Below are 12089 nucleotides of genomic sequence, written 5' to 3' on the forward strand. Positions count from 1 at the left end.
CGATGCTCAATCAGATCCGCAAAATCGTGACCGGCACCGGCACGCAGCTACGCACCCTGTGGATGGTGTTCTCCCACGCCTGGCGCAAGCGCGAGACGCTGCAATATCCGGAAGAGCAGGTCTATCTGCCGCCGCGCTACCGTGGGCGCATCGTGCTGACCCGCGATCCGGATGGCGAAGAGCGGTGTGTCGCCTGCAACCTGTGTGCCGTCGCCTGCCCGGTGGCGTGCATTTCGCTGCAGAAGGGCGAGAAAGAGGATGGTCGCTGGTATCCGGAATTCTTCCGTATCAATTTTTCGCGCTGCATTTTCTGCGGCATGTGCGAAGAGGCGTGTCCGACCTCGGCGATCCAGCTGACCCCGGATTTCGAGATGAGCGAGTTCCGGCGCCAGGAATTGGTCTACGAGAAGCAGGATCTGCTGATCGACGGTCCGGGCAAGGATCACAATACCAACTTCTATCGTGTGGCCGGGCTGTCGATTGCGGGCAAGGACAAGGGCGAGGCGCAGAACGAGGCCGAACCTATCGACGTCAAGTCGTTGATGCCATGAGAATCTGCCTACGATCTGCTACGCGTCGGCCAAACGTTGTTGAAAACACTTTCGAGATGCTCATTTACCCCCGGGTAAACTCCGCCTCCTCAAGTGTTTTCGCCTCGCGACCCACATGGATGTGGGAAGTGCGTTGGCCCGTAGGGAACGGGCATAGCCTTGGCTCTAGCTCGCAAGATCGTAAACAGATTCCAAGCCGGGTGGGACGTGTGAGGGATTTTGTGCTGCCCAAAGCTGGGAGAGAGATATGCAAATTGCGTTTTACTTGAGTGGCCTGGTCGCGATTCTCGCTACCCTTCGCGTCGTCACCGGCACCCACCCGGTGCATGCGCTGCTCTATCTGATCGTCTCGCTGATCGCGGTGGCGATGGTGTTCTTCGCGCTTGGCGCCCCGTTCGCCGGCGCGCTGGAGATCATCGTCTACGCCGGCGCGATCATGGTGCTGTTCGTGTTCGTGGTGATGATGCTCAACCTCGGTGAGTCGGCGGTGGAGCAGGAGCGTGCCTGGCTCCAGCCCAAGGCGTGGGTGGGACCGGCGGTGCTGACGGCGGTGCTGCTGATCGTGATGATCGTCACGCTCGTCAGCGGCGACTACAGCGGCACCATCAGCGGCGAGACCTTGACGGCCAAGATGGTCGGGATTTCGCTGTTCGGTCCCTATCTGGTCATCGTCGAGCTGGCGGCCATGTTGCTGCTGGCGGCGCTGGTGGCGGCGTCGCATCTGGGTCGCAGCGATGCTCACGACGAAGCCGATCTGGCCCGCGACCGTCAGCGCGAATTGAGCGAGCAGGCCCAGGCTTCCGCCCGCCCGGCGCGCGAAACCCCGATCGATGCGTCACAAGACACCCGCAGCACGCAGGAGGGCAAGGCATGACGGGCATTCCGGTAGAACACGGCCTGTGGTTGGCGGCGATCCTGTTCGTGCTGGGGCTGGCCGGCCTGATGACACGGCGCAACATGCTGTTCGTGCTGATGAGCCTCGAGATCATGATGAACGCCGCCGGGTTGGCGTTCATCGTCGGCGGTACCCATTGGCACCAGGCCGACGGTCAGGTGATGTTCCTGATGATCATCACGCTGGCGGCGGCCGAAGCGAGCGTGGGGCTGGCGCTGCTGATGCAGCTCTATCGTCGCTTCAAGACCCTCGATATCGATGCAGCGGGCAGGTTACGCGGATGAATACTTTTCACGAATTCCTGCTGACGCTCACCTTCGTCTTCCCGCTGCTGGGATCGCTGATCCTGGCGCTCTCCTTCGGCCGCTTCTCCGAGCGCGTCAGTGCCACCATCGGGGTGGCCTCGATCGGCCTGGCTGCGCTGTGCGCGCTGTGGGTCGGTATCGATTTCTACGATCAGGGCAAGGCGGCCCAGACGCTGACGCTATGGCACTGGATCTCGGTAGGGGATTTCCAGCCCACCGTGGGCCTGATGCTGGACGGACTGTCGCTGACGCTGCTCGGCGTGATCACAGGCGTCGGCTTCTTCATTCACCTGTTCGCGGCCTGGTACATGCGCGGCGAAGAGGGCGTGACCCGCTTCTTCTGCCACATGAACCTGTTCGTGTTCAGCATGATTCTGCTGGTGCTGGGCGACAATCTGCTGCTGCTCTATTTCGGCTGGGAAGGCGTCGGTCTCTGCAGCTATCTGCTGATCGGCTACTACTACCGGACGCCGGCCAATGGCTGGGCGGCCTTCAAGGCGTTCATCATCACCCGGACCGGCGACGTATTCCTCGCCATCGGCATGTTCCTGCTCTATGTCGAGCTGGGCTCGCTCAATCTGCAGACGTTGCTGGTGCGCGCACCTGAAATCTGGACCGAGGGTGGCCTGATGCCGCAACTCGCGGCGCTGATGCTGCTGGGCGGGGCGGTGGGTAAATCGGCGCAGCTGCCGCTGCACACCTGGCTGGCGGACGCGATGGCCGGTCCGACCCCGGTGTCGGCGCTGATTCATGCTGCCACCATGGTGACTGCCGGGGTCTATCTGATCGCACGCATGAACGGCATTTTCCTGATGGCGCCTGACGTGCTGCTGCTGGTCGGCGTGATCGGTGCACTGACGCTACTGGTGGCAGGGTTCGCGGCGTTGGCGCAGACCGATATCAAGCGGGTGCTGGCCTATTCGACCATGAGCCAGATCGGCTACATGTTTCTGGCGCTGGGCGTCGGGGCCTTCGACGCGGCGATCTTCCACCTGATGATCCACGCGTTCTTCAAGGCGCTGCTGTTCCTCTCCGCCGGGTCGGTGATCATCTGTACCCATCACGAGCAGGACATGCGTCGTCTCGGCGGGTTGTGGCGCAAGCTGCCGCTGACTTATGCCGGCTTCATCGTCGGCGGCTCGGCGCTGGCAGCGCTGCCGCTGGTCACTGCCGGCTTCTACAGCAAGGACGCCATTCTGGTGTCGGCGCTCGCGTCCGGTCATGAAATCCTGATGCTGGCCGGACTTCTCGGGGCACTGCTGACCTCGATCTACACGGTGCGGCTGATCCTCGGCACTTTCCACGGCAAGCCGAAGAGCGATAACGCCCGCAGTGCCCACGCCGGCAAGGGCCTTGTGCATGGCGTGCCGCTGGTGGTGCTGATCGTGATGTCGACCGCCGTCGGCGCGCAGCTGACGCCACCGCTGGACGAAGTGCTGCCGACAGGGCCGGCAGGCGAAGGTATGGGCGTTCATGTTCTGGAGTTCGCTGCGATGATCGTCGCCGTCGGGGGCGTGCTGTTCGCCGGCTGGCTGTTCCGGCGCCGGCGCGATCTGATCCGTCGAGGCATGGCCGATCCGCGCGGCGCCCGGCTGTGGACGTTCTGGCACAAAGCCTGGGGATTCGATGCGCTCTACGACTGGCTGTTCGTGCGGCCCTATCAGGGATTGGTCAAGGCCAACCGGAGCGACTGGATCAACTCGCTGTGCAACATTCTGCCGTGGCTGGCACGCGCTTCCCATGATCGCCTGCGCATGACCCAGACCGGTCTGCTGCGTCATTACGCCGTATCGATGGTGCTGGGGGCGACGCTGCTGCTGGCCTTTCTGCTGGTGGGCTGACGACATGAGCGCACGAACGATGCACAAAACAAATCGCCCGGCCGAGCAGCGCCGACGGCACATGGAATTCACTCTATCGCGGATGGCTGATTCATGACTCTGGTCTGGCTGATACTGATCCCCTTCATTGGCGGGCTGCTGTGCTGGCAGGCCGAACGCTTCGGCGACCGTGCGCCACGCTGGATCGCGCTCGGGACCATGCTGCTCGAGCTGGTGATGGTGCTGGGGTTATGGGTCAGCAGCGATTTCAGCCTGCCGGCGCAAGGTGCCACCAACGCCTGGACGCTGGAGTGGCAGGCCGACTGGATTCCGCGTTTCGGTATTCAGGTGCATCTGGCGATCGACGGGCTGTCGCTGTTGATGATCGCGCTGACGGGGCTGCTCGGCGCCATGGCCGTGGTCTGTTCGTGGAAGGAAATCGTACGCAGGGTCGGGTTCTTCCACCTCAACCTGCTGTGGATTCTCGGTGGCGTGGTCGGGGTCTTTCTCGCCATCGACCTGTTCCTGTTCTTCCTGTTCTGGGAAATGATGCTGGTACCGATGTATTTTCTGATCGCGCTATGGGGCCACAGCGGTTCCCAGGGCAGTTCGCGTATCGGCGCGGCGACCAAGTTCTTCATCTATACCCAGGCCAGCGGCCTTTTGATGCTGATCGCCATCCTGGGGCTGGTGTTCGCGCATCATGCCGCCACCGGCGACTACACCTTCGCCTATGCGGATCTGCTGAATACACCGCTTTCCGAGACCACGGCCTGGTGGCTGATGCTGGGCTTTTTCGTGGCCTTTGCGGTCAAGCTTCCGGTCGTGCCGCTACACGGCTGGCTGCCGGATGCCCATGCCCAGGCACCGACCGCGGGTAGTGTCGATCTCGCCGGCATTCTGCTCAAGACGGCGGCGTACGGCATGCTGCGCTTCGCGCTGCCGCTGTTTCCGGAAGCCTCCCAGGCCTTCGCGCCGGTGGCGATGACGCTAGGCCTGATCGGTATCTTCTACGGCGCGATCCTCGCCTGCGGTCAGCGTGATCTGAAACGCCTGATCGCCTACACCAGCATTTCCCATATGGGCTTCGTGCTGATCGGCATCTACGCCGGCACCGAACTGGCCCTGCAGGGCGTGGTGGCACTGATGGTGGCGCACGCGTTCTCTGCCGCCGGGCTGTTCATTCTTTCCGGCCAGCTCTACGAGCGCCTGCATACCCGCGACATGCGTCAGATGGGTGGGCTGTGGGGGCGTATCCGCGGTCTGCCGGGGTTCGCGCTGGTGTTCGTGGCGGCATCGTTGGGGCTGCCCGGCACTGCCAATTTCGTCGGCGAGTTCATGGTGATGTTCGGTGCGTTCGGCGTCGCACCCTGGGTGGTGGTTATCGCCAGTGCCGGTCTGATTCTGGCTGCCGTCTACTCGCTGTTCATCATGCAGCGCGTCTACTACGGTCCCCCCGCGGAGGAGACGCCATTGGCCGGACTGGATCGACGCGAGACGGTACTGCTGTTCGGTATCGTCGCGCTGGTGGTGTTCTTTGGTATCTATCCCCAGCCGCTGCTAGATACCTCCGCCGGCGCCATGCAGGTCGTGCAACACAGCGTTCAGCAAGCCGGAGCAATGATGGGAGGTAGCCAATGAGTCATGCCGCCATGATGGCATTGATGGCCATTTCCCCGCTGATTCTGGTCTGCCTGACCGTAATCGTGGTGATGCTGTCGATCGCCTGGAAGCGCAATCATACGCTGAACGCGATTGTCACCGCCGTCGGGCTGAACGTTGCGCTGCTGGCGCTGCTGTTCGGCTGGAGCCTGGGACCGGTCGACGTCACCTCGGTGCTGGTGGTCGATGATCTGTCACGCTTCGGGGCCGTGCTGGTGCTGATGTCGACGCTGGCCTGCGTCACTCTGGCCCACCACTATCTGGAAGGTTACGAGGGCCCGCGTGACGAGTTCTATCTGCTGCTGCTGAGCGCTGCCGCGGGCGGGCTGGTACTGGTCTCGGCGCGACACATGACGACGCTGTTCTTCGGTATCGAGCTGCTGTCGATGCCACTGTTCGGGATGCTCGCCTACACCTTCCGGGACCGAGGCGCGCTGGAAAGCGGCATCAAGTACATGGTGCTGTCGGCAGCGGCGACCGCGTTCCTGCTCTTCGGCATGGCGCTGCTCTACGCGGTCACCGGCACCCTGGATTTTGCCGAACTCGGTGAAGCGCTATCGGTCAGCGGCAACGACCCCTGGCTGCTGGCCGGCGCGGGCATGCTGCTGGTAGGACTGGCATTCAAGCTCTCCATCGTGCCATTTCACCTCTGGACACCGGACGTTTACCAGGGTGGACCGGGGCCGGCGACGACGTTCCTGGCCACTGCCAGCAAGGTGGCAGTGTTCCTGGTGCTGTTGCGGCTTTTCCAGTCGACGCTGGCCTTCCACGAGAACTGGTGGCACGACCTGCTTGCGGTGATTGCCGTGATCACCATGCTGGTGGGGAACCTGCTGGCGCTGACGCAGAACGATCTCAAGCGTCTGCTGGGCTACTCGTCGATTGCCCACTTCGGCTACCTGCTGGTAGCGCTGGTGGTCAACGAGGGGCTGGCGGTGGAGACGGTCGGGGTCTATCTGGTCACCTACGTGCTGACCACGCTGGGCGCTTTCGGTGTCGTCACCCTGGTGTCGAGCCCCTACGTCGCCACTGGCGGCACGGCGGATGCCAGCCCGTTGCACCACTATCGCGGCCTGTTCTGGCGCCGGCCCTATCTCACTGCGGTGATGACGGTATCGATGCTGTCGCTGGCGGGGATTCCGTTCACGGCCGGTTTCATCGGCAAGTTCTACATCATCGCGGTAGGTGTCGAAGCCCATCGCTGGTGGCTGGTCGGCAGCGTGGTGGTCGGCAGTGCCATCGGGCTCTACTACTATCTGCGGGTGATGGTGACACTATTCCTGCACGAACCGGGCATGCAGCGTCGGGATGCGAGACACGACTGGGCCGAGCGTGCCGGCGGCATGGTGGTGCTGGGCGTGGCCACGCTGATCATCCTGCTGGGGCTCTACCCGACGCCGATGATCGACTGGGTCAGCTGGGTAGCCGGGTCATGACGGCCGTTCAGTGAAGATGACAAACGCTCGATGACAGAAGCGCCTCCTCGGAGGCGCTTTTTGCATACGTGAGCTGTGTAGTCCGAGCGCATCGGGTCGAATCACGCTGTCGGGACAATCAGGAATCCGCGCCACGCTGGGCGCTGAGCCCGATACTGCGACGGCAGGCACCCGGTAGGTGGATATCGACGGCGATGGGGAGATGGTCCGAGAACATCGCCTCCAGCACGCGCGGCTGTTCGGCCTTCAACGACGACGACAGCAGGATATGATCCAGCGCCCGGCGGGGTTGCCAGGCGGGATAGCTGAGCTGCGGCTTGAGCGGATTGAGATCCAGCGCGCGGCAGAAGCGCGGATGCGCCAGCAGTTGCTCCGGGGTGCAGTTGAGATCGCCCATGACCACTACGTGATGCAGCGGCTGGATGATCTCGCCCAGGTAGTCGAGCTGACGCAGCCGGCCGCGCTGGCTGAGCGCCAGGTGTGCGACGAAGACGTGCAGCGCGTCCGGGCCTTCTCCGTAGCGAGCGTGAATCGCGCCGCGGCCGCGCATGCCCGGCAGTCGATGCTCGTCGACCCGGTTGGGGGCGAGACGCGATAGCAGACCATTGCTGTGCTGAGCGACGCGGCCCAGATTGCGGTTGAGCTGCTGGAAATGAAAATCGAAGGCCGATCGGTTGGCGAGATATTCGACCTGATTGACGTGATTGGAGCGAAAGCTGCCACCGTCGACCTCCTGGAGTCCGACGATATCGTAGGCCGATAGCGTGCTGGCCACGATATCCAGGCGCGAACTGCGCTTGGGGTGGGGCAGCAGATGTTGCCAGCTTCTCGTGAAATAGTGGTGATAGGCCGACGTATGAATGCCGACCTGCAGATTGCAGGTCAGCAGTTTCAGCGTCGGCGAAATCTCGCTGGCAGGGGTCGAGGCGGCTAGAGACATGGCGTCACTCGCTCTCGGTGCGTTCCTCGCGGACCTTCTCGATCAAGGCGCTGGCGATCTTCGGCATGTTTTCCAGCGAGCCGGCGGAGTTGGGCGTGACGACATAACGGCCATCGACGATCAGATCCGGAACGCCCATCAGCTTATAGCCACGCATCTTGGCCGAAGCCTGCTGGATCTCGCTTTTGACGCCAAAGGAGTCGAGCGCCTTGAGCGCTTCGTCCTTGCTGACGCCGTAGCTGGTGAAGAACTCGGCGATCTCGTCCTTGTCGGTCAGACGCTTGCCTCCCTTATGGATGGCATCCATGAAGTCCTGGCGCATCTCATCCTCGATCCCCAGTTGGCGGGCAGCGTAGAACGCCGTGGCATGCTGCTCCCAGACCTTGCCCAGCGGGGCCGCCATGCGATCGAAGGTGACGTCGTCCGGAAGCTGATCGACCCACTCGTTGAGCGGCTTTTCCAGCGCGTAGCAGTGAGGGCAGCCGTACCAGAACACTTCGGTGACTTCGATCTGGTCTGCGGGAACGTCGGTCTTCATCGGCTCGTCGACGACTTGATAGTCCTGACCTTCGACGATATCCGCCGCCATCACTGCGCCCGAGAACGTCAGCCCGGCCAATAGCGCCACAAAAGACTTGATCATGCGTTACTGCTCCTGAATGTATGTCGAAAATCTTGTTGGTGAAATCGAGTTCGATGGAACCATCGTAAGATGACACCTTGCCTGATGAAACCGTCATTCGAGGAAACGACGGTTCCGAAAACGAAGGCCCTATGAATCGGCGCCCGGTAGGGGTACGGGTATTGGAGCCGCGAAAAGCGCCGAGGTTCCCTTGCTAGCCTGCTACCGACCGGTTTCCGTTAGCCTGACAGAAATGGCCGGAAAAGCGTAGGGTGCCAATCGCTCGTCTTCGGGAGCGAAAACATCGGCGCTCGTCTTCGGGAGCGAAAACATCGGCGCTCGTCTTCGGGAGCGAGAACATCGGCGCTGGCGGTCGAGCGCGTTACACGCCCGCGCTCATCCGACGCGGAGCACGCGTGCTACACTGCGCGGCGCTACCGTCTCAAGATAATCGAGCCTGCCATGACTGCCACTCCCGAGCGCCGTAACTACCAGACGGCGAGCTTTCTGATCAGCGCCCCGACGCTGGCCAAATGCCCGCTGGATCAGGGCGTCGAGGTTGCCTTCGCCGGGCGCTCCAACGCCGGCAAATCCAGCGCCATCAACGCGCTGACCCAGCAGCGGGCGCTGGCGCGAACCTCGAAGACACCGGGGCGGACCCAGTTGATCAACTTCTTCACGCTGCAGAACGACGATCAGCTGCGGCTCGTCGATCTGCCCGGCTATGGCTATGCCAAGGTGCCGGAGGCGATGAAGAAGGAGTGGCAGGCGCATCTTGCCGACTACCTGCATCGCCGGCGCTCGCTGGCCGGGCTGATCCTGCTGATGGACGTGCGGCATCCGCTCAGTGATTTCGATATCCAGCTGCTGGAGATGGCGGATGATCGCGAGCTACCGGTGCACATTTTGCTGACCAAGGCCGACAAGCTGAAGCAAGGGCCGGCCAAGGCCTCGCTGCAGCAGGTCAAGCAGCGCCTCGCCGAATGGGAGGACCTGGTCAGCGTGCAGCTGTTCTCCTCGCTGAAGCGCCAGGGGCTGGATCAGGCTTATTCCGTGATGGATAGGTGGTTGGCCCGTTGAAGTTCCCTCGGGTTAGCGACTCATTTGAGTTTCCCGCTTACCACTGACCGAGCACTGGCCTCCCTTTTGCTCGTTGATGCGAGGGGCAGGCCCCTCGCGCTCCCCTTTTTGACGCCCAGGGCGGCGAAACCCTTCGCGCGCCATCGCTGAGCTCGGGTCGGCGCGAAAGGGCATCCTGCCCAACGCACCTCTTGCATCATCCATGATGCAAGACCCGGCTCATCGACTCCGCGCGTAGCGCCGCCCTGAACAGGCGTCGAATGGTGGCCAATTCCAGCAATGTCGTGAGTCAGGTGCCGTTGGTCCCGTCGTCGGGGAGGCTCTGGGAAGCCGCTATCAGCGCGTTTGTTCGTCCAGCCGGGCAACGACCTCCGGCAACTCCCTCACATGCGTCACGCGATGCACTCGCGGCGGCAGTTCGCGTTCGCCCTCGTCCTTGGCGTCGATCCACACCGCATGCATGCCGAGACGCTGAGCCGCCATCACGTCCTCCTCCCAGTTGTCGCCCACGTGCAGGGCGCGATAGGGCTGCGTGCCGAGTTGGGCCACGGCCGACAGGAACGGACGCGGGTCCGGCTTCGAGGCGTGCATTTCGCCGGCGAGAATGATCACGTCGAAATGGTGATCCAGCGACAGACGGCGCACGTCGACGTTGCCGTTGGTGATGATGCCGAGGCGGTAGCGCCGTGCCCAGGCGTCGAACATCGGGACCACTTCGGGATAGAGCGCGACCTCATGGCGCAGCGCCATGAACTGCTCGAAGCCGGCGGCCGCCCACTGCGCCGCTTCGTCGGAAGAGAGGCCATGTTCGGTCAGCAGTTCGCGCATGGCGCGCTCGCGAATCCAGCTGTGATCGCCGCGGCTGAGCGGAAAGCGCGCCATCAGCGATGCGCGGATGGACTGATAGGCTTCCAGCGGAAAGGCCTCGGCCAGCGGCGTTGCGTCGGCCCCACGATGGGCGTCGATCTGCTCGGCGAGCCACTGATAGTGCGTGGGCTCGGCGTGTGCCATGACCGGGCCGTTGTGCCACAGCGTGTCGTCGAGATCGAAGGTGATGGCGTCCAGCGGCATGATGGATGATCCTAGGGGTTGTCTGAACTCTCGCTGGCGGGCGAAGCCGGCTTGCGTCGCGCGCGGGGATGAGCCTGATCGTAGACCTCGGCGAGCTGCTGCCAATCCAGGCGGGTGTAGATCTGCGTGGTTGAGAGATTGGCATGGCCCAGCAGTTCCTGTACCGCGCGCAGATCCTGACTGGACTCCAGCAGATGGCTGGCGAACGAGTGGCGCAGGCGGTGAGGATGAAGATGCTCCGGCAGACCCCGCTTGCGCGCGGTCTCGGCCAGCCGGCTCTGGATCGACCGATGGCCCAGGCGCCCGCCGTGCTGGGCGACGAACAGCGCCGTCTCGCTCTCTCCCGCCAGGGTGCTGCGAAATCCGAGCCAAGCCTGGATGGCCTGGCCGGCGCGTTGGCCCAAAGGTACCTGGCGCGGTTTGCCGCCCTTGCCCACGACCCGCACGTGACGCTGGTCGAGGCTGGCGAGGTCGAGCGCCGCCAGCTCCGCCAGACGCAGACCGCAGGAGTAGAAGAGTTCCAGCATGGCCTGGTCGCGAAAGTCCAGGGGATCGCCGTCGTGGGGCGTGTCCAGAAAATGACCGAGCAGGTCGACATCCACCGGGCTGGGGAGGTGGCGCGGCTGACGGGGCGCCTGTGTCAACTGTACCGGGTTGTGATCCAGCTCGCCTCGATGGACCAGCTCATCGGCGAAACGGGACAGCGCGGCGCGACGTCTTGCCAGCGTTCTCGGGGCCATGCCGCGGGCTCGCTCGTGAGCCAGATAGCGCCGCAGCAGGGTGACGTCCAGCTGGCGCCAGGCGCGCACGTCCTGGGTTTCGAGATAGGCGATCACGCCATGGATATCGCGGCGATAGGCGTCCACCGTTGCCGGGCTGGCGCGCTGCGCCAGTCGCTTCAGAAAGGCATCAACCGCGGCCTGCATGGGTGACCTCGGTACGCCGCAACAGCCGGCTGACCACCTCGCCCAGATACTCGGTGAAGAGCGTATCCAGGGTCGCCCTGAAATGTTCGCCATCGTGGCTGGCCAGGAGCAGAAAGCCCAGTGACTCGCCCTGGGTCAACCGGGTGATCGCGCAGGATCCGGATTCCCGCGGAGGGGTGCAATGCGGTAACAGGGCCTCCCAATCCTCGCGGTTCAGTGTGGTGCAGCGACTGGTCTGTTCATTGAGCAGCAGTTCCAGCCGTCGGCGTGCATCGTCGGTCAAGGCGAAGCGCGGTGGCTGCCAGGCGTTGGTGTCATGGGGGGTGGCATGGCAGGCGGGCGGGGCGTCCAGCCACAGACCGATGCCCTGGGTGCGAAAGCGTTCGGCCAGCTGCGTCGACAGGGCTTCGGCCAGGGCATCGGCGCTCTCGGCCTCAATCAGGCCGAGAACCAGCTCGCGGGTTCGGCGATACTGGGCTTCGTTGTAGCGCGCCGACTCGAGCAGATTCTCGAGCCGCCATTCGGCATCCTCGGCCCGATGGCGCAGGTCGTGGACCAGCCGCTCGAGCAACGAGACAGCGCCGGGGATGTGTGGGTGCGGCACCTTGAGTTGTTGTAACAGCCCCTCCCGACCAACGAAGAAGTCGGTGTGCTGTGCCAGCCACTCGGCGACCCGATCGGGGTCCAGAGTCTGGCGGGGCTCGGGGGCCTGGGCGCGTGACATGCGTTGTTCTCCTGTGAATCCCTGACGAGGCGGCAGTCTGTCCCGCCGACTCTTTTT

Annotated in this window: 12 protein-coding genes; 7 read left to right on the top strand and 5 right to left on the bottom strand. The window is 63.5% G+C overall.

All coding sequences use genetic code 11. From position 1 onward, the window contains the following. Positions 1–2 precede the first annotated feature (2 nt). The 6 genes from nuoI (at position 3) to nuoN (ending at position 6669) form a co-directional block, all read left to right on the top strand. Entirely contained in the window at positions 3–551 is a 549-nt protein-coding gene (gene nuoI / locus BTW07_RS02080) for an NADH-quinone oxidoreductase subunit NuoI (protein WP_075568502.1), read from the top strand. A 247-nt stretch (positions 552–798) separates the two neighbouring features. Further along, on the top strand, positions 799–1425 hold the full coding sequence (gene nuoJ / locus BTW07_RS02085) for an NADH-quinone oxidoreductase subunit J (protein WP_075568503.1): 627 nt from the start codon (positions 799–801) through the stop codon (positions 1423–1425). Next, complete coding sequence (nuoK, locus tag BTW07_RS02090; protein WP_075568504.1) at positions 1422–1730, top strand: NADH-quinone oxidoreductase subunit NuoK; 309 nt, start codon at positions 1422–1424, stop codon at positions 1728–1730. Before nuoJ ends, nuoK begins: the two co-directional genes overlap by 4 nt. Continuing rightward, entirely contained in the window at positions 1727–3592 is a 1866-nt protein-coding gene (nuoL, locus tag BTW07_RS02095) for an NADH-quinone oxidoreductase subunit L (protein ID WP_075568505.1), read from the top strand. The genes nuoK and nuoL overlap by 4 nt, the downstream gene beginning before the upstream one ends. Before the next feature lie 93 nt (positions 3593–3685). Continuing rightward, on the top strand, positions 3686–5212 hold the full coding sequence (gene nuoM, locus BTW07_RS02100) for an NADH-quinone oxidoreductase subunit M (protein ID WP_075568506.1): 1527 nt from the start codon (positions 3686–3688) through the stop codon (positions 5210–5212). Next, a complete protein-coding gene (nuoN, locus tag BTW07_RS02105; RefSeq protein ID WP_244158293.1) occupies positions 5209–6669 on the top strand; it encodes an NADH-quinone oxidoreductase subunit NuoN in 1461 nt (486 codons plus the stop codon). Before nuoM ends, nuoN begins: the two co-directional genes overlap by 4 nt. 118 nt (positions 6670–6787) lie before the next feature. On the opposite strand, the gene BTW07_RS02110 is transcribed toward nuoN, so the two are convergent. Beyond that, entirely contained in the window at positions 6788–7609 is an 822-nt protein-coding gene (locus BTW07_RS02110) for an endonuclease/exonuclease/phosphatase family protein (RefSeq protein WP_075568507.1), read from the bottom strand. A gap of 4 nt (positions 7610–7613) precedes the next feature. After that, positions 7614–8252, bottom strand: coding sequence for a thiol:disulfide interchange protein DsbA/DsbL (locus BTW07_RS02115; RefSeq protein WP_075568508.1), 639 nt, complete (start codon positions 8250–8252; stop codon positions 7614–7616). A 441-nt stretch (positions 8253–8693) separates the two neighbouring features. On the opposite strand from BTW07_RS02115, the gene yihA reads away from it, so the two are divergent. Continuing rightward, positions 8694–9311 carry a ribosome biogenesis GTP-binding protein YihA/YsxC gene (gene yihA, locus BTW07_RS02120; protein WP_075568509.1) on the top strand — a complete coding sequence of 206 codons (618 nt, stop codon included), beginning with the start codon at positions 8694–8696 and terminating at the stop codon, positions 9309–9311. A 336-nt stretch (positions 9312–9647) separates the two neighbouring features. Here yihA and BTW07_RS02125 read toward each other — a convergent pair whose 3' ends face one another. Genes BTW07_RS02125 through BTW07_RS02135 form a run of 3 tightly spaced genes read right to left on the bottom strand, consistent with a single transcriptional unit; the run spans position 9648 to position 12032 of the window. After that, positions 9648–10382 carry an HAD family hydrolase gene (locus BTW07_RS02125; protein WP_075568510.1) on the bottom strand — a complete coding sequence of 245 codons (735 nt, stop codon included), beginning with the start codon at positions 10380–10382 and terminating at the stop codon, positions 9648–9650. 11 nt (positions 10383–10393) lie between these two features. Next, a complete protein-coding gene (locus BTW07_RS02130; RefSeq protein WP_075568511.1) occupies positions 10394–11308 on the bottom strand; it encodes a tyrosine recombinase XerC in 915 nt (304 codons plus the stop codon). Continuing rightward, a complete protein-coding gene (locus BTW07_RS02135) occupies positions 11292–12032 on the bottom strand; it encodes a DUF484 family protein (RefSeq protein WP_075568512.1) in 741 nt (246 codons plus the stop codon). The genes BTW07_RS02130 and BTW07_RS02135 overlap by 17 nt, the downstream gene beginning before the upstream one ends. Between the last annotated feature and the right edge of the window lie 57 nt (positions 12033–12089).

The organism is Salinicola socius (genome assembly GCF_001937195.1).
Lineage (GTDB): Bacteria > Pseudomonadota > Gammaproteobacteria > Pseudomonadales > Halomonadaceae > Salinicola > Salinicola socius.